The organism is Nodosilinea sp. E11 (assembly GCF_032813545.1).
In the GTDB taxonomy this organism is placed as follows: Bacteria; Cyanobacteriota; Cyanobacteriia; order Phormidesmidales; family Phormidesmidaceae; genus Nodosilinea.
On sequence record NZ_CP136514.1, the window covers coordinates 306,194 to 323,876 of the forward strand.

General features: G+C 51.8%; 17 protein-coding genes and 1 CRISPR repeat array (1 of these 18 only partly in view). Of the genes, 3 read left to right on the plus strand and 14 right to left on the minus strand.

All coding sequences use genetic code 11. The features are described 5' to 3' along the window. Positions 1 to 2,012: direct repeats of the CRISPR family, unit length 37 nt; unit sequence GTTTCAATCCCTGAGAGGGTTTGGGGCCGGTTGGAGC; it begins 1,137 nt to the left of the window's first position. Positions 2,013 to 2,267: 255 nt separating this feature from the next. The 11 genes from cas2 to RRF56_RS01275 form a co-directional block, all read right to left on the minus strand. Beyond that, positions 2,268 to 2,540, minus strand: coding sequence for a CRISPR-associated endonuclease Cas2 (gene cas2, locus RRF56_RS01225; protein WP_317033587.1), 273 nt, complete (start codon positions 2,538 to 2,540; stop codon positions 2,268 to 2,270). Between the two features lie 3 nt (positions 2,541 to 2,543). Then, positions 2,544 to 3,545, minus strand: coding sequence for a type I-D CRISPR-associated endonuclease Cas1d (cas1d, locus tag RRF56_RS01230; RefSeq protein ID WP_317033588.1), 1,002 nt, complete (start codon positions 3,543 to 3,545; stop codon positions 2,544 to 2,546). Between the two features lie 18 nt (positions 3,546 to 3,563). Continuing rightward, on the minus strand, positions 3,564 to 4,157 hold the full coding sequence (gene cas4, locus RRF56_RS01235) for a CRISPR-associated protein Cas4 (protein ID WP_317033589.1): 594 nt from the start codon (positions 4,155 to 4,157) through the stop codon (positions 3,564 to 3,566). Then, positions 4,144 to 4,305 (minus strand): hypothetical protein, encoded by a 162-nt coding sequence (locus tag RRF56_RS01240; protein ID WP_317033590.1) that lies wholly within the window; start codon positions 4,303 to 4,305, stop codon positions 4,144 to 4,146. The genes cas4 and RRF56_RS01240 overlap by 14 nt, the downstream gene beginning before the upstream one ends. 77 nt (positions 4,306 to 4,382) lie before the next feature. Continuing rightward, entirely contained in the window at positions 4,383 to 5,279 is an 897-nt protein-coding gene (cas6, locus tag RRF56_RS01245) for a CRISPR-associated endoribonuclease Cas6 (protein ID WP_317033591.1), read from the minus strand. A 2-nt stretch (positions 5,280 to 5,281) separates the two neighbouring features. After that, complete coding sequence (gene cas3, locus RRF56_RS01250) at positions 5,282 to 7,570, minus strand: type I-D CRISPR-associated helicase Cas3' (RefSeq protein ID WP_317033592.1); 2,289 nt, start codon at positions 7,568 to 7,570, stop codon at positions 5,282 to 5,284. Further along, positions 7,563 to 8,348 carry a type I-D CRISPR-associated protein Cas5/Csc1 gene (cas5d, locus tag RRF56_RS01255; RefSeq protein WP_317033593.1) on the minus strand — a complete coding sequence of 262 codons (786 nt, stop codon included), beginning with the start codon at positions 8,346 to 8,348 and terminating at the stop codon, positions 7,563 to 7,565. The genes cas3 and cas5d overlap by 8 nt, the downstream gene beginning before the upstream one ends. A 3-nt stretch (positions 8,349 to 8,351) precedes the next feature. Continuing rightward, entirely contained in the window at positions 8,352 to 9,359 is a 1,008-nt protein-coding gene (cas7d, locus tag RRF56_RS01260; protein WP_317033594.1) for a type I-D CRISPR-associated protein Cas7/Csc2, read from the minus strand. A gap of 11 nt (positions 9,360 to 9,370) precedes the next feature. Then, complete coding sequence (locus RRF56_RS01265; protein WP_317033595.1) at positions 9,371 to 12,070, minus strand: hypothetical protein; 2,700 nt, start codon at positions 12,068 to 12,070, stop codon at positions 9,371 to 9,373. A 35-nt stretch (positions 12,071 to 12,105) separates the two neighbouring features. Next, a complete protein-coding gene (locus RRF56_RS01270; RefSeq protein ID WP_317033596.1) occupies positions 12,106 to 12,291 on the minus strand; it encodes a hypothetical protein in 186 nt (61 codons plus the stop codon). 215 nt (positions 12,292 to 12,506) lie between these two features. Then, on the minus strand, positions 12,507 to 12,641 hold the full coding sequence (locus tag RRF56_RS01275) for a DUF433 domain-containing protein (RefSeq protein WP_317033597.1): 135 nt from the start codon (positions 12,639 to 12,641) through the stop codon (positions 12,507 to 12,509). Positions 12,642 to 12,774: 133 nt separating this feature from the next. On the opposite strand from RRF56_RS01275, the gene RRF56_RS01280 reads away from it, so the two are divergent. Then, on the plus strand, positions 12,775 to 13,632 hold the full coding sequence (locus tag RRF56_RS01280) for a WYL domain-containing protein (protein WP_317033598.1): 858 nt from the start codon (positions 12,775 to 12,777) through the stop codon (positions 13,630 to 13,632). Between the two features lie 31 nt (positions 13,633 to 13,663). Here the strand turns inward: RRF56_RS01280 and RRF56_RS01285 are convergent, their stop codons facing one another. Further along, complete coding sequence (locus RRF56_RS01285) at positions 13,664 to 14,290, minus strand: histidine phosphatase family protein (protein ID WP_317033599.1); 627 nt, start codon at positions 14,288 to 14,290, stop codon at positions 13,664 to 13,666. Positions 14,291 to 14,469: 179 nt separating this feature from the next. Between RRF56_RS01285 and RRF56_RS01290 the strand changes: the two genes are divergently transcribed. Then, complete coding sequence (locus tag RRF56_RS01290; RefSeq protein ID WP_317033600.1) at positions 14,470 to 15,057, plus strand: hypothetical protein; 588 nt, start codon at positions 14,470 to 14,472, stop codon at positions 15,055 to 15,057. A gap of 30 nt (positions 15,058 to 15,087) precedes the next feature. Here RRF56_RS01290 and RRF56_RS01295 read toward each other — a convergent pair whose 3' ends face one another. Then, positions 15,088 to 15,684 carry a DJ-1/PfpI family protein gene (locus tag RRF56_RS01295; RefSeq protein WP_317033601.1) on the minus strand — a complete coding sequence of 199 codons (597 nt, stop codon included), beginning with the start codon at positions 15,682 to 15,684 and terminating at the stop codon, positions 15,088 to 15,090. Positions 15,685 to 15,837: 153 nt separating this feature from the next. Next, on the minus strand, positions 15,838 to 16,398 hold the full coding sequence (locus RRF56_RS01300; RefSeq protein ID WP_317033602.1) for a CAP domain-containing protein: 561 nt from the start codon (positions 16,396 to 16,398) through the stop codon (positions 15,838 to 15,840). A 223-nt stretch (positions 16,399 to 16,621) separates the two neighbouring features. On the opposite strand from RRF56_RS01300, the gene RRF56_RS01305 reads away from it, so the two are divergent. Then, positions 16,622 to 17,491, plus strand: a complete 870-nt coding sequence (locus RRF56_RS01305; RefSeq protein WP_317033603.1) for a lysozyme inhibitor LprI family protein — start codon at positions 16,622 to 16,624, stop codon at positions 17,489 to 17,491. Positions 17,492 to 17,683: the final 192 nt, after the last annotated feature.

Consider the following 17,683-nt stretch of genomic DNA (forward strand, 5'->3'; position numbering starts at 1 on the left):
CGGGGTTGAGGCCTGTCGTTTCGTTTCAATCCCTGAGAGGGTTTGGGGCCGGTTGGAGCCGATCCAGCCATACTCAATCGAGCCAATGTCATCGGTTTCAATCCCTGAGAGGGTTTGGGGCCGGTTGGAGCAGGAACAGCAGGCCACCGCTGGGCTCTCCGCACAAGTTTCAATCCCTGAGAGGGTTTGGGGCCGGTTGGAGCTTACCAACGTCGCCTGCCCCCGTGTGGACACAGTGGTTTCAATCCCTGAGAGGGTTTGGGGCCGGTTGGAGCAGAGTGGGCGGCTGAGGTCTTGAGGGCCGCTAATGGTTTCAATCCCTGAGAGGGTTTGGGGCCGGTTGGAGCGCGGCCCACCCTAGAGCCCCTAGCCGCCATGCCCGCCGCAGTTTCAATCCCTGAGAGGGTTTGGGGCCGGTTGGAGCCCAGCAGCACCGGCATTTTTGAAAAATCCAGATAGGTTTCAATCCCTGAGAGGGTTTGGGGCCGGTTGCAGCCCCCGTATCAGGCAAGCCATCCGCCCGTCTAATGCTGTTTCAATCCCTGAGAGGGTTTGGGGCCGGTTGGAGCGTAAAGCTTATGAACGGTATCTCAAGGGGTACGAGTTTCAATCCCTGAGAGGGTTTGGGGCCGGTTGGAGCGCTTTTGCGTGAGAATTCTAGAATTATCGTTGCTTGTTTCAATCCCTGAGAGGGTTTGGGGCCGGTTGGAGCAGTGGTTTGTTCCTGGTGGTTCTCCCGAGAATCAGTTTCAATCCCTGAGAGGGTTTGGGGCCGGTTGGAGCGGATGCTGTCCCTGGTCAGTGGTGGAATTTGAGTAGTTTCAATCCCTGAGAGGGTTTGGGGCCGGTTGGAGCCTGAGAGTCCATCTCAACCACTTGGCCATTGCTGCTGTTTCAATCCCTGAGAGGGTTTGGGGCCGGTTGGAGCAAAAACCCCCTGGATTCAGGGGGTTTTCGGTACATGTTTCAATCCCTGAGAGGGTTTGGGGCCGGTTGGAGCGAGAAGGTCTCGCTGTGCCTTTCTGAAGAAAGCTTTGTTTCAATCCCTGAGAGGGTTTGGGGCCGGTTGGAGCACTTTCATACCATCAGGCCTGCCATCCTAGTCTATGTTTCAATCCCTGAGAGGGTTTGGGGCCGGTTGGAGCCTCGGCTGCCTCGGCGGAATCGGTAAAGCCAGACGTTTCAATCCCTGAGAGGGTTTGGGGCCGGTTGGAGCTCAGAATCGCGTTCTCTTGCCCCCACCATTCATGGTTTCAATCCCTGAGAGGGTTTGGGGCCGGTTGGAGCGGATAGCTGTCACCGGGGCGGGTACTGTCACGATGTTTCAATCCCTGAGAGGGTTTGGGGCCGGTTGGAGCGTGATGTTGGTCGTGGTCATGCTGTTGCCTCGCTGTTTCAATCCCTGAGAGGGTTTGGGGCCGGTTGGAGCGCCCTTTGTCCACTCCCACACTTCACCAATCAATGTTTCAATCCCTGAGAGGGTTTGGGGCCGGTTGGAGCAACTCCACCCCCACAACCTCACTCCCCTCAATCGTGTTTCAATCCCTGAGAGGGTTTGGGGCCGGTTGGAGCAAGCTACCCATGCCCACTTTTCTTGGGGCGTAAACTGTTTCAATCCCTGAGAGGGTTTGGGGCCGGTTGGAGCAAAAGTGCCGTTCTCGCTCCCGAGATCACTAATAGTTTCAATCCCTGAGAGGGTTTGGGGCCGGTTGGAGCTGCCCGTCGCTGTATCCTTGCTTCTAAGATATTTGCCACAGTTTCAATCCCTGAGAGGGTTTGGGGCCGGTTGGAGCAAAAGTGCCGTTCTCGCTCCCGAGATCACTAATAGTTTCAATCCCTGAGAGGGTTTGGGGCCGGTTGGAGCTGCCCGTCGCTGTATCCTTGCTTCTAAGATATTTGCCACAGTTTCAATCCCTGAGAGGGTTTGGGGCCGGTTGGAGCGTTCGCAGTAGCCTCTACACGCTGGCCCTCGAAAGTTTCAATCCCTGAGAGGGTTTGGGGCCGGTTGGAGCGGCGGGCCTCTGAAAGCCTTGTAGCATTTGATTTTCAAGGTCCAAAGGCGCGAACTCCCCAATTTTAGCATTCCTATCCTTGAAAATAGGTTTTCAGCGCTATGACTAAAGCCCTCAAATAGCCTCTGAGCAAGAGATATAGACATTGCGCGGATCTAAATTAAGGATCAGGGATTCGAGCTCAGCCTATAGGTAGGATTTCAGACGATCTGGGGTGCGATCGCACCCCAACACCCACTCACTCGCGGAAGCCCGCTAGGCAAAAAATACAGTTTCATCACGCACCGCCTCACCGCCGATACGCTCCACTTTTGGCTGGCAGCATTCGCAGAGAAAGTAAAGCCGAATGCTGTCTTCTTCGGCCTTAATCAGCTTGTTGAGGCGATTTCGCAATTTAGTGTATTGCGTAGCGGTCAGGCTACATTCAAACACACTGAACTGCATCCACTGCCCATAGGACGACAGTATCTTGTGAATCTTAGTGCGACGTTTGTCTTCAGAAATATCGTAGGTGATAACAACGTGCATGGCTCACCTTAGAACTAGCGGTGGGTACTGCTCTGTCTCAGACATCAGGTACTTGGCCAGCAAGCGGGCCTGGATCTCAAAAGCTTCTTGATAGGTACACTGTCGTCCCATGACGGGGTGCTTAAACTTTGACTGTTTCTTTTGTTCATACAGTCGTAAAAACTTGCGGCGACCCTCGTCGGTCAGGGAAACTGCATGGCTAACGGGTTCGTCGGCAAAATCGCTAGGGGTTAGCGCCTTGCGGTTGATGGCCGAGAGCACCATAGCATCGACCACCAGGGGCCGAAACTCTTCCATCAGATCAAGGGCCAGCGAGGGGCGACCGTAGCGCTGGGTGTGGAGATAGCCCAAATAGGGGTCAAAACCAACAATATTGATTGCCCCCTGAACATCGTGGCCTAGCAGGGCATAGCCAAAACTCAGCAAAGCATTGACTGGGTCAGTGGGCGGGCGGCGACAGCGGGTTTTGAAGCTAAAGTCACCATTGCGAATGAGGCGACCAAAGTGGCCAAAATAGGCAGCACTACCAGCCCATTCTAACCCCCGTAGGGCATCAATGATAGAGGTTTGGTTAATAGGGTTAGTGGCCTGTTCTAAACGAGTAATGCCCGCTTCTAGGCCATCAATACCCTCTCGCTGTGCCCGTAACAGCGTACTACGATAGTTCTTCAGCTTGCCTCGAATGAAGCCCTGCACAGCATGAATAGAGCGATCCGTTTCGCCTGCGGCTTGCCACTGAGCTGAACGGACGAAGATATTCTTGTTTAGCTCTGGCTCTAGCCGTCCTAGAAAGCGTCCGGTGCCGGTCATAAAGCTGAGGGGAATCTTACGCTCTAGTAGCTCAATCAAAGCCGCTGGGGAGACAGTGGCTCGACCCAGGATGACTACTCCATCGACTTTAATCAGAGGCACATCCAGCAGAGTTTCTTTTTGGGCACGAACCCGTAGTCGTTCGTCGGTTTTGCCAATAAAGGTATCGTCGGTAGAAATGTAAACGGTTCCCATAGCGATTTCAGAGGCTCCTTAAAGGGTTTCTTTATAGCGGCCCACTTTGGTAGCCGCCTGGGGTAGGCATTGGGCATAGAGGCTACAGCCCCGGCAGCGTTTGGTATAAACCGGGGGCGGCATGGTGCCCGTGTGGAGTAGTGTGCGAACGGCGGTGATCGTGGCGATCGCATCCTCCCTCAGCGCTGGCGAAATCTCTACCGGCTGCCGCTGGTGCGACTGGGCGTAGTAGACAAAGCCTTGGGTAATAGTCGTTTGGGTCATATCCTCCAGGCAGAGAGCCTGGGCACAGACCTGTAGTTCATCGTTATCAAATTCGCCCCGGTGACCGCGTTTGTACTCCACAGGACACAGCTGGCCATCGGTTTCTTCGATCAGATCAGATTTGCCGATCAAACCATAGCGATCGCTCTTGAGCCAAATAGCCCGTACCTGCCAGGTTTCTTCTCGATGGTTGCTGCCCAGAGTGTGAACCCGATCATGCAGGCCAGTGCCTTCAAGGGTGTACTGGTTGTCGATGAACTCCCCAGCACAGAACATACGCCAGCAGCGGTGAGGGCAGTAGGCGTACTGGTTCAGAGCCGCGATGGGTATGTAGTCAGCCTCGATCATCAGTTTCGATCCTCACTTTGACGCCTTTACTGAGGTATTTGGTGATGGATTCCCCAAGCTGTTCTTCTACCGATTTAGGGGGTGGTTTACTAAAAACGTCGCGAGTGAAGAGGTAAAGCACCACTCCCAGCATGATGAAAATTTCCACGGTAGAACTCCTGAAAATTGGCAAAACGGTTCTGTGCCCTTGCAACAAAGGGCTGTAAGACGTAAAGCTAGCGGCGGTTAAGCTACCCGGCGGGTCATGCCCATGCCCATAGGCGTCTTTCTCCCAACCCCGGCGTAGAGAGCAAAATCGGCCAGGGTATTGAGTTGTTGAATGGTGTCGCGATTGCAGCTTCCCAAAATTTGGTAGGTGACTTTGCCAACGCAGCCCATGAATTGGTTGGCGGGGTTGACCCTAGCCCCGGTGTGCTGGAACTGAGTACGGGGATCTTGGGCTACCTCGGTACGAATGTTGAAGTAGCTGGGCTGAAGAGCGTCGATGATGTCGGGGGAGAACTCCAAACCACTGTGGTGGTTCCAGCGGCGGAGCAGGCTGCCGAAGACACTGGCAGGGATAGGCATGGCGGCATCATACTTGCCCTGGCGGAAGGCGGTAGGGGTATAGAACTGGAGGGTGAGCTTGCGTTCTGTCTCAGATGCCTGGTCGTAGAGCTGCTGGTAATTGCAGAAGTTGGCCCAGGGCTGGGTGCTCTGGGGCGTGCCTAGAATGCTAGTGATGTGCAGGTCGGCTGGCCCCAGATGCCAGGGTTGGTTGGGGTTGAGGTTGAGCCAGAGCTGGCTGAGGTGGCCAAAGAGGCGATCGTCGAGCAGAGAGATGCGCCACCAGCAGGGGGTACCGGAAGAGACGGGCTGACGGTATTGCCATTGCATAGAGCCTGACGCTGGTTCAGGGGAGCGATCGGGCTTGCTCCGTAGCTGTGGCCTGTGACTGCGAACGAGCTGCAACGGACTGAGGGTAAAGGATTTGTTGCCTTCGTTAGCGTGGAGCTGGTTACCCATGGCCGCATCAACGGAGCTGACGAGGTTGAGGAAGAGGGCGTGGAGGTGTTTGCCGGTAGTAAAGCCGGGGGGAATGGGGGAGGAGGGGAGGAGGTTGAGGACAAGGCTGTGTGGCATGGCTAAGCAACCCAGAATTCTTCATTGTCGGGACTTTGCAAGGCAACTCCGGCAGCGGCGATCGCGAGAATACCGGAAAGACTAGGGAAAAATAAATACTCGTTAGGGGTTGGGCTGTCGCCGCCAGAAACATGAATTGGGTAGTACTCAAGCCCTTGGCTTCTTAGCCTTCTGATAACCCAACGGTTGTTCATATGTTCTTTAACAACGATACCTGGCATCAGATTTTTCTCAATTTCTTTGATCAAGGCTGTAGAACGAGTCACATTACCGACCATACGTTTAATAGAGCAGTTTTCAAAGGCGAACAGTTTGCAAAGGTAATTGTTGTCGAATTCTTCTAGACTGTTAACGTAGAGAGAAAAGGCTAGAGAGTAAGGTTGCTCTGCTCTACTGACAGCAATGATATGGTTTTCATCTGATTCAAATTCATAAAATCTTAGAAGGTGTATTGGATCAATGATTGCTTCTCCAGCTTCGTCTAGCAGTAGCTTATGAGGATCTTGGATTTTGAGATTTTCAAAGAGGCTGTCTCTGAATCGAAACAGCGGACTGTAGCTTGCATGAATGGTTTTGGCGTAGCTGTGGAGCTCTTCTGCTAATTCAGAATCTTTTTTCAGAAGGGATTCTACTGAAGCAATAGAATCACGACCTGCCTGGATATCCTCGTAGTCTTCTGGGCAACAGGTTCTAAGAAAGCTCATCAAACAACTTTGGCCACCCTTGATATACTTCCAGTCTTTTTGAATTTTTTCGAGTGATGATTTCGCAAGATTTTCTGCACCTTGCAACATTCGAATTCGTCTCTTATAGAAATCCCAGTCTCGCTTCCCTTGTAAAATTTCCTGAAGAACTCTATACAAATCAGTAACAAGGCTTGCTTGAGGAAGCCCCTCTAATTGCGTCTCTAGCTCAAGGAGCGGTTTGGCAATTTCTAGGAAAGCTTCTGAACGCCAGTAAATATCTAAGAAGGGGCGTTTTAGACAATCTAGGGCTTCAAGTTTTTGTTGTAAGCCAGTGCGACCAGCATCAATAGGTAGATCCACAAGGCCCTGCTCCCAGGCTTTTTCTGGGAGATAGGCGATCGCATCCGAAGGAATATGAGTGACAATCTTACCCAATACGCGCCCAACACGACCAAGTCGCTGCCAAAAAGAGAAGCGATCGCGGGATGAGAAAACAAGCCAGTCTAAATTTTGACGATCTGTATCAATATCCCGCTCAAAGTTGAAGCCAACATCAACAGTACTAGTGGCCAAAATCACTTGTTTTTGGGCTGCTGAATGGCGTTGTTCTTTGGGAGTATTGCCAATAATTCTTCCAAAGTGATGTTCACCAACTTTATTTCGTAGCTGATCTGCAACACGATTGAGCGTATCTTTAGAGTCTAAGATGACCGCTCCGTACTGGCCAGGATGACCCTGAAGACGATTTATGACCTCGTCAGTTATCTCGACAATCAAGCTTTCTTTATCTATATATTTGCGGATTTCTAGATTAACTGAAGTCTGTGAGGGCGTTTGTTGACTTTCGTCACTTTGTCCATCTACTTGCTGGATCTTGACCCCTTCGTTTTTGAGAAGGGCCAAAGCTGCTTCACAGGCAGGTTCAGGAGTTGCCGTTAAAAGAACTATTTTGCGGCCATGTTCAAAATACTTAAAAACCTGGGATAGGGCCAAGTAGAAAAGTAAGCTAACTAGCTGTTTGGCATCATAGAGGTGAAACTCGTCAAAAATAATAGTTGAGAAACTGCTGTAAAATTCGCTGGCAATATTGCTTCTATCTTTAGAGCCGTACTGAAAGAAGGCTGCGTAGTAGAAGATATCTGGATTGGTGACTAAAAGTAAGGGCCGACCACCATACTCAGGAAAAATAGTTGCAGGCTCTCTGAGTAGATTGTAGATCTTCTCTCCTGGACGGGAACCTACTCTATTGTTAGGCCATTCTCTGACCTGCTTGGCAGAAGCAGCTACTACGATGTGAGGTAGTCCAGAGACATCAACAAACTTTTGAGCGGCTTCGGTCTGTTGCTCGATCAGAGCATTGGTGGGGGCGATGTAAATCGCATTACGATTACGGTTGCGATGAATAACGCTTAAGCCTGCTTTGGTTTTGCCAGTACCGGTAGGAGCCAAGTCAAGGATAATATCATGGGTTTTGGCGGCTTCGTAGACATCGGCCTGGTGTTGGAGAACGCTATGGTCAAAGGCATTCAGCAGTTCAGCCGGGAGAACAGGATTAGGGCAGGTGGCAATACTGCGGGGTTCGAGTTGAATTTTGAGGCTATCCATGGTTGCGTCCTCCACAAAATTCTAGGTTGGCAGGGAGAGTATAGTCACCTACTTGCCAAGCAGATCCGCTAAAGCGCAGATTTTTGAGCAATGAGGCAGGGGGGATAGAGATCAGGTCAAAACTTAACAGGCCAAGGCCAGAGGTGAGATCCGCTGAGTTAAGGTAGGCATGGCAGTTGTACTCCCCTGGGGGTTGGGCAATGACATCAACCGTTTTCACGATTTCAACCTTGACTTTGCTCATAAACTTACCGACCCGAATGTATTCAGGTAGTTCACCATCGCCAAAGGCAATGGTTTGAAAGCGGTTGCCCCGCTCAATCATCCGTAGGCGACCTGTTTGCGGAAAATTGCTGGGTCGAAAGGTATTCGGTTTTTTGCCTGTGCGCTTTAGGGGCAGATCGTCTCTGGCAATGGCCACCCGGTTGTTGGTCATGGCGTACCAGTAGGAGTCTGACAGAGCATTAAATCTTTCAAAGCGAAAGGAGGCTGAGGTGGCTACAGGCCAAGCCGGGAGAATATAGCGCTGACCCGCCAGGGGGGTGAGGTCTTCGAGATAGGTCGGTCGCCCGGTGGCTTTTCCCAGCAAGCGGTAGGGCGATCGTGCCCAGCCGAGGGCATAGGCCAGGGCGTAGTTCCCAATGGTGCCCTCGGTGTAGTAGGTGTCTGATAGCTCTCTGGAGGCAAAGAAGACAGGTTCAGCGCACCACAGCTCTATCAGTTGAGCTGTTTTATAGGGCGGCGGGGTAGTTTGAAGCTCTAGCTCAACTTGCTTCATAGCTTAAGCCTCCTGCTCTTTGCCTTTGCCTTTTTTCTTTGATGCAGCTTTGACCTTACGCATCGGTTCGTAGGATTCACTCAGCCGTTTTAGAAAAGAGGCTTGATCATCGATTGAAAGATGACGGTCTACATCAGCGATCAACTCGTCTAGTTCTGTAGCCGAAAGCTGCACTGAAATACCTCGCTTACTTGTCCATGTGGAGATCACGTTTTGGGTAGCTGCAATCAATACACCAGTGTTGAGGGGATGTTCTCGTTGGTCGGTCGCTAGCTTGTCATAGATGCCTTGCACCAGTTCGAGAGAACTGGGAAGTTCGGCAATGCCGCCAAAAATGCCCAGTATTTGGTTCTCCATGCGGCCAACGCGGCTGGAGACAGCGCCATAGCGGGTGGTCAGCAGAACATTACCCAGGGCGTAGCGAAGCTCGTCGGCGGTTACATCTTTGAAGGTAACAATATCGAGAAAGTGAACCCCTGGCTTGATGTATTCGCTGGTGTTGAGGGCGGTGGAGGCTTTACCTTCTTCGTCCCGCATAGTGCCGGTTTCAAAAATGGCGTTGATAGTGCGATCGCCAATCAATTCCGTAGAGGGCAGCACGCTAAAAGCATCTTCTGTCCATACCCGGCTTTTCTGTGCCCCTTCACCACCAGCGGCAAAACCATAGAGAAAGCAGTCAACACACATCTCACAGGGGGCGTTGGTGTTGAGAGAACAGATAGAATTGCCTTTGGGGTCGGGATACAGAAGTTCGTGAACCCGCAGAAACTCGCGCCCTTTGCGACGCTCTGGGGCAATCTGCTTGCGTTTGGTCATCACCAGTCGGGGAATGGTAGCGGTATCGGCTACGCCCGCTTGCACGTACTCGCTGCACATGGGTTCCCCGGTACCCTCGGTGCGAAAGATGGTTTCTGATTGGGTGGTTCGCAGTACCACAGCACCAATGGTGCGGCCTTTAGGAAAGTTTTCGTAGCTGGTAGCGAGAAAGGGTTGCAGTTTTTCAATAAACATTTTGATTGCTCCTAAGCTTGCGTGGATTGTTTTTCAGTTTGGGCTTTAAGCTCTTTGCGGGCTTCCTGAAGGAAAAAGAGATAGGCGGCTTCCAGCGTTTTGCTGTCGCCTAAGAGTCGGTCGGGGCGAGAGTTGTAAACTTCAACAAACAGCTCTTTTAGCACACCGTAGTATTGAGAGATTTGCTCATACTTAGTTGCCCCAACCCCATGCTCTCGAATGCGATCGAGGCGGTTATGATACTGCTGCACCAGGGCAGCAAAGACCGTATCCCAATCCATGTGGGGTTTTCGAGCGCGAATGGCCTTGATGAACTCTGAAAAAGGCTCCGCCTGGGCAGTGCGACGGAAGGAACTACCACGCAGTTTCCCGACCTCTGCAATGTGAGCTGCCTGCTTGAGATAGCGTGAAACACGATCATGTTCTTCTGACATCAAACTCTCCAAAAGGGTGGTCAAAGGTTCTTTAATTCGAGTCCAGGTAGCCTCCAAGTTAGGGTCATCCTGTTCTCGTAACAGCCAGCGCAGGAGGACGTGATACAGATCCAAGGGGCGAGCGGCAGACCTAGCCAGGTCGTACAGACAGTCATCCTTTTTTGGAAGACTGGCTACGGCTACTGACAATTGGCCTAAACATCGCAAGCGCTCTAATACTGCTTCGGCGGTTACCTGCTGGTGGCGCTCTTGTTTAGAGAGATTGCCTTCCCGGAGGTATTGCCCTGAGCCTAAAAGGGGCTGGAGGGTAGACGGAATGCCTTCTACCCTCCCAAAAATATCCCAGCTAGGCTTAATTTCCAGGTTGGCACTGAGCACAAAAGGAAAGCCAATATCCAAGGCTAAAGCCATTTCCAGGGCTAGCCGTAGAGACTTGAGTAACGCTAGCGAGTTATTTACATCACCCCAGAGTACGGGGATCGTGACGGTAGAATGCATAAACTCAGGCCGTTTGGGCAGAGCTAACCCAACGACTTTGTTCGCTTTGAAGACGAGTTGATTGTCTCGATAGAGCTGTAGCTCATCAACGGTAACGGTGCCGTCTTCGTTAGTTTCAGCGGTGCGCTGGAGAAACTGCTTCCAGATGCGTTGTAGTTCAACGCTAGACCCCTTAGGTAGAGCAAAATGCAGGTACAAGGGAGCCTGTTTACTAGCTTTTGGAAAATTGGCCCCAACGGTGAGCAGTTGATATCCCAGGGCTGACAGTGCATCTGCACGACGTTTCGGTTCGGCACTCATGCCACCGGGTAGCCGATTGGAGAACGACTGTACCTTTGTCTCTGGGGGCATTTTGGCGGAAATCAACTCCTCAACCTGAGCCGTTGACGTTGGCCCCAGAGAGCACCGCAGGCGAGGACTGGCTTCAATGTAGCTGGTGAGTTCAGAAAAGCCTTGCCAGGTGGAAGGGTGAGCAAAATTAAGCAACTGGGCGACAGCATCTACCAGCGATTGAGGGACGGAGGTGTCTTCGGTTTGGCGTAGCTGGAACGAGTCTCGGAGAAGGAGGGCAATCGCCGCTTGACCTTGGGACACTGCTTTGGCAGCAAAAAGACATCGCCCATACTGTGCATTGAAAGGCTCTAAAGCAGCCCGTTGTTCAGAGGTTAATTCAGCTTGTTCAGCAATGCGATCCCAGGCATCTTTGGGGCTAAGGGTTGCCTCGCGGTAGCTAAGATAAGCGGCTTTGAGCCCTTCTGAAACAGCAAATTCTCCAGCACTAGAGATGGGCAGCAAGCCCAACTCAGCCGCTGCTGCTATCGCTGTATCTCCAGCATCGTTGCCATATTTTTGAACATCTTGGACAACCTTATCTGGCTTATAGCCACTAAATTTTTTGACCAGCAAAGCATCTACCTGATCAATGGCAGCATCAGGGTTCTGCTGTACGGCTTGCGGGTCAACTTTAATACCGTCTTTGCTAGCTTTAACCAGTTGCTCAACATTGCCACTGAAAACTTGATTGATTTTACGGTGCCACTTTTGGGCGATCACTAAGGTCAAATCTTCTTCGGGGAAGCGTTCTCCAATAAAAAGCTGCCCATCTGGATCAATAGATAAAGTCGCCAGACCCCGCTCATGGAGAACTTCTTCACAAGCCGCCAAGAGTAGAGCGGTTAGGTAACCTCGGTCTTCTGCTAACCCCACCTTAAAAAAATGAGTGTCCTTTTGCAGTGCAACCGTTAACTCGTTTTCAACCTTACGAATACGCTGTTCTTCAGGGATACCCAGATCGTATAGGTCACCACCAATAAGCATTGCGGCCCAACGCTTGATGTTGGGATCTTCGGGCAGAAAGCGCATGCCATCACTGGCATTGTGCCCGGAATGTCGCTCAATCAGGCAGCGCACTAGCTCTAGGTCATCGTCAGTTTTTACCCAGTCAACTACACCAGCCCTTTCCAGTTGTTCTTTGAGAAAGGCGCGATCGCGGGCTAGGGTTTTTACATTTCGCTCTCTTGGATCTAACTTGTTGAGATCGTGAACTGCTGTTGCGGCTAGGATCAGCGATCGCTTGTCATCAGGGACGTTGGCAAGTTTGCTAACAGTTAGAACAAACTGACAAGCTGAGTCAAGATGTTCTGCTAAGCTTCGTCCTCGACGGCTTCCATACTGAGCATGTTCGCTATGTAGCTTGTACAGATTAGGGCGTACTTTGGTGAAATATTCTTCGTCTACAGTATGGGATTCCTGCTTGAGTAGGCGGCGTTGCTTAAACATAAAATCTGTCCTTAGATTGTGCTCCTAGAACCTGTTTATTTCGCAACCAATCGATATTCAAACATCTGCTCAACTGCCCGTCGCTTCTCTACCTGCCATCCTTTTTGCTTAGCTCGATGCAGCACAGCCGAAAACCGATGTCCCACCTGCTCCACCATCTCTGATGTCGAGTGCCATTGACCATCTCCCAACACCTGTGCCAGTTTCTCTATCATGGTCATTTCGCTAATCCTCCTGCATTACTCTCGATGTATGAGGCAGATCCCGGAACCTTAAATAAAGCAATACAAAATAAAACCCTCGATCACACAAGGTTACCCGCCACAGCAACCAAACCTTATTCAGGCGGCAAATCGGACTCTCTAAGCTGCCGGCAGACTACTAGGCGAGCCGCATATTCGAGACAGGCCAAAATATCGTCTAGATGTAGTTGGGGTCATTCACTCAGCACATCTTGATAGGACAGGCCATCAGCTAACCATCTCAGCACCTGCTCAACCATCACCGCCTGCCCACGAATCGTCAGCTTGCCGTTGCCTCCTGCGTCTCCAAGGCTAAGTCGATTCAGCAAGAGATTGTCGCGTCCTTTATCTGCATCTATAAAGTATCCGTGTCTTGTTGCATGTCCCTATGCTGACAGAGATACTAGAGAGTATCAAGAGAAATAATTACAAAGTGTCCGTACAAATTAAGTACGCCCCTCTATGACCCGTCAAAAACGCTCCATTACTCTTTCTATCGACGAGGCCGAAAAAGCCCAGCTAGAGCAACTTGCGCTAGACTTTGGCCAAACCTGGGGCGACAACCCCAACGTGTCAAAATTGATGAAAGCGATCGCCCGTGGTCAACTGCGCCTAGCCGCCAACCACGACTGGAGCCGCGATCGCATTGACACCCTCAACCGCGCCCTCAACCTGCTCAAAGACGAAGGCTATCTCCATGAAGCCCTCTGCCTGGCCCACCTACTGCTAGAGCGCAGCGAGCTAAACCACCCCCTGCGCCAAGAAATTCAAGCCTGGGTAGAGCAGCCCAGCGCCCCCTGGCGCGTTGACATTGACCGCTGTATTCGCCAACAGCGACCCTTTCGCCTCATGTACCAAGACGCTGCCAACCGTCTGTGGAACTTCACCGTGCGCCATGCCAAGATCGAGCGCCATGAAGACCGCCAATACCTCGACTGCTGGTGCGATGAAACAGAAGGCAATCAGGATGTGGATGCCCTACGTCATAATTGGTCGCTACGCCTAGATCGCATTCCGTCCGAAGCTGTGATTTCTCCCGCTGAGGGGCACTGGCAACCTGAACTCAGTCATATTGAAGTTGAATTCTTCCTCTTGGGAGGTTTAGCCTTTGGCTATCGGTCTAAAACTAAGGCTGACCTAGTCAATGAATGGCAGCCCGATGTACAGCAGCGGCGGGTGGTGCGCCGAGTTAGCAATACGTTTTGGTTTCTCCGCGAGGTGCGTCGATATGGGGCCGATTGTCTGATTTCTAGTCCACTTCCCATCCGTGAAAAATTTATGCAGGAACTAAGACGGTGGGTTGAGCACTATCAACCTTGATAGAGGCCCGCTGGTGATAGCTGAAGCAACCTCAACCCCCAGCCTCCAAATGCCCCACCCCATTCAACCCCACCACCTCAAACCCCTCACCCTTGACCCCAAACACTGACACCGAAGTATTCTCCAAGTCATAGCGAAAGCTCGATTCCCTAGGCTCATCCAGCAGCAGTGGTATCAACGCCCGCAGCAGCCCTCCGTGGGCCACCACAGCCACCGACTCAGACAACCCCCGCCAAGCCTCAACACAGCCCATCAGTCGCTGTTCCATCTGCTGCCACGACTCGCCCCCAGGCGGCACAAAGGTAAACCGTTCCTCCAACGACATGGGCTTCAACCGCTCGTGAATCTGTAACCACGGCTCCCCCGACCATTGGCCCCAGTTCCGCTCCTTCAACGCCTCAGAACATTGCAGGGGCACCCCCAGGGCATCAGCAACAATCTGGGCTGTTTCTAGCGCCCGTTGTTCGGGAGAGGCCAACAGTGATCGCACCCCGTACCCCCGACACACCTCCACCAGGCGCGAGGCTTGCCAACGGCCTATCTCATCAAGTCCAGTGGTGTCCTGCTGGCTATGGACCCGGCCCTGAACGTTGAGAGCGGTCTGCCCGTGGCGAATGAGTAGCAGCTTTGGCAGGATAGGGATGCTCGATGGTTCCATGGCCCCAGGTGAAATCTACGCTATGCCTGACGATATTTTGCCCTTCCTCGCTGGCGTCACTATCTTTGTGCAGTACCTGTGCTGGTCAGCCGCGACAGAGATGGGCACCCGCTGGCCCTGGCGAAAGTGACCTGTAGCCTTTGCTATGCTGTTTCTGCCCTTGTAGGCCTCAGAACCCCATGGCTGAACAGATAGAGAAGATGGCTATAGGAGAGCGCTTAGAGCGCCCCCACGAGGCTGAGGGATCAAGATTTAGATGGGCCGATGACTCCTGCGAGCTGGTGATCAGCCTGAGCAATCCACGGCTAAGGGAAATCAGAGGGATCGAGCACGGGGTATTTGAATTTGGGCTGAACGTCGTTGAGTCCATGCCCTTTGTCTGCTTTCGAGTGTTTGAAGTAGTAGGCGCTAAGGGCTTTGGTCAACCACAGCAGGGAAAAGTGGTACTGCCCTGGCATGAATGCCCCTTCCACCTGGCCCGATTCCACCCCGAGGCTCTGCCCTACTTTGACGACTTCAGGGCTATCCCAGAGGCCCACCTGGGCATCATCGTGATTTTGACCGACTGGCCAGGGATGACGGTCAAAGCCCTGCGGTTCTTCACTGTGTCGCCATTCTTTACCCAGAAGCTGATTGAGGCGCTGCTGACCACCGCCCCAGCCTATACGAGAGAGGGCTATGTCCAGGGGGTAGAGAGGATTTTCAAAACCTACCCCACCAATGCGATCGGTGATGGTGCGCGGGTGCGCTGCAAGTCTGGGGATTGAGAACGACCCCAAGGCAATAGCCTCTATGACCTAAGCTGCTACCAACTCAGCATGTTCAACGCGAGTCCCCAGAACCGTCAAAAATTCAGCTAACCACCGAGGGTGAGCGGGCCAGGCTGGGGCCGTCACCAGGTTGCCATCAACAACCACCTCAGTCACAGGCACCTCAACATACTGCCCACCCGCCGCATTCACATCTGGGCCGCAGGCTGTATAGGCTGAGCAGCGTTTGCCATTGATCACCCCGGCAGCGGCTAGCAATTGAGCCCCATGGCAGACCGCCGCAATTGGTTTGTTGGCCTGGGCAAAGTGCTGAACAGCGGCAATGACATCTTGATTCAGGCGAATATACTCAGGGGCGCGACCACCAGGAATGACCAGAGCATCGTAGTCAATGGGGTTGATGTCGGCAAAGGTAGCGTTGAGAGTAAAGTTGTGACCAGGCTTTTCAGAATAGGTTTGGTCGCCCTCAAAGTCATGGATAGCGGTGCGCACGAGCTCACCACTCTTCTTATCGGGGCACACGGCATGAACGGTATGGCCCACCATCTGTAGCGCTTGAAAGGGCACCATCACCTCATAATCTTCTACGAAGTCGCCAACCAGCATCAGGATCTTAGCCGCCATGGTCTGTTCTCCTTGAATGGGTTCATAGTGAATATATCTATGACGTTAGACCAGCTGTAATTTCCTCTGGAGCAGTGGCAATAAACCGTAATCCCCGATTGGCCCTACTGTTTGAAAGTCAAAGGTGCAAGACTTTTCGATGTCCTTCAGCAGCTAGGGCGGAAAGCTAAACAACTGCACCGCATAGATCTCTGTGCCTAGTGAGTTAGCTACGATCCCATAGCCAAAGGTGGTGTAGTGAGGTGTTAGCAGATTCTCCCGATGGCCAGGGCTGTACATCCACCCCTTCTGGTATTCCTCCACCAGGCCAAAGGACAGGGCTACCGGAATAGTCCCCTTCTGCTGCATGATGTTTTCCCCGGCCCCAGCTTGACCCCCCAGCGCCCTAAAGCGGTCTGAGGGGTCTTGGCCATCGGGGTTAACGTGGTCGTAGAACTGATGTTTCAGCATGTCCTCGGCATGACGCTGGGCCACCTGGGCGAGCAACGGATCTTCGACCAGGGGCGGTAGACCATTCACCTGGCGATCGCGGTTCACCAACTCCAGCGCTAGGGCTCTGAGTTCGGGCAGCGGCTGATTGCCCAGGCGGAAGTTCCACTGAGTCTGAGGTTGACCGATCGCCCAGCCAGGGCCACCCGCACCATTGCTTTGAAAGAACAACTGGTGAAGCTGAATCAGGGCATAGCTGCTAAACACCAGGGCGGAGAGAACCACTGCCCAATGAGAATCAGGGTTTATTCAACACAATTGACGAGTAAGACAGTTGTAAATATGCCGATATCTACATGGGAGTGTATAGCTTCTTAAAACGGACTTCCTTTTAATAGTTCTTGTTGGTAGCTTGGACTTGTCATTCTTTCAGATCAAGGCGGTTAAAAGCATGAGGCAAGCTTCCTTTAGATGGATGTCTCCCCTGATAATTAGTTTACTTGTTCTCATGCCGAGTTGCAAAAGCGAGGAACAAAGCAGTGCACCAGATCCTCAACCAAGTCCAACTCAAACTCCCGAATCCAGCTCTGAAATAATTTCTACAACAATGGCTAGATCGGAAAACGACGAATCAGACTCCTGTAATGTTGATCCAAGCTGCTCGTATGAGAATGCTGAGACTACAGAAGTTGAAGCAAAACAGGCTTATGAACAATTAATGGCTGTAGTAGCTTCAGTAGCCCCTCCAGACGGAACTGAGGCTTTGACAGGCCTGGTCGAGGAGGATCATGAGGCATGGATGACGTCCCGCGATAATTCTTGCAACTTGGATAGGGCGTTAGCTCAGCATGACGGGTTACAGGGTGCTACGCCAAATCTGATTCATGCAGATTGTATAACTGACTTCAACCGCGATCGCATTAACAAGCTTGTGGGTATTTTGCAGAAATTTAGCAATAGCAACCCTCCTCAAGGTACTTCTTCTAATGGTTTTCAAGATATCGCCTTAACCCCTGGTGAAGAGTATTCCTTCATGCCAAGAAGAGTGCAAGATCTTACGAAAGATGGAGACTATCTCCTGAGTTCTGAAGAACCCCCTTTTGATGGAGGTGAGTACATTCTTGTATTACGTAAGCGAGGAAATATCGTAATCGTATCTGAGGGTCATCTTAATAGTGATGGAGGTTGTTCTAGAAAAGTATTAAAGTCAGATAATGAGGTTGAAACAACTGTTTTTGAGGGAGAAAGTGAGCGGTTTATAACTAAATCTGAGAGTGGAGAGCTAAGTACTGCTCTCCTCAAGCATTACGATGTTGAGCAACTTGAGATTGCTGGAACACTTTTAGATGGCTGTGATCAAATATTCAATATGTCTTGAGATGAAATTACTTCAGCAACAAAACCTCCAAGACCAGCGACAGTCTCAGAGGTTGCAAGTTAAAGGTGCAGATTGGCTACGGCTAGCGATCCGCTCTCGTCCGCCGTGGGCCTAGTGTGCCCAAGTTGATGGGGGCGATCGCAGGGAGTAGGGCTATTGAGCTACCACCAACTCATCCCACCGAGGCGATCG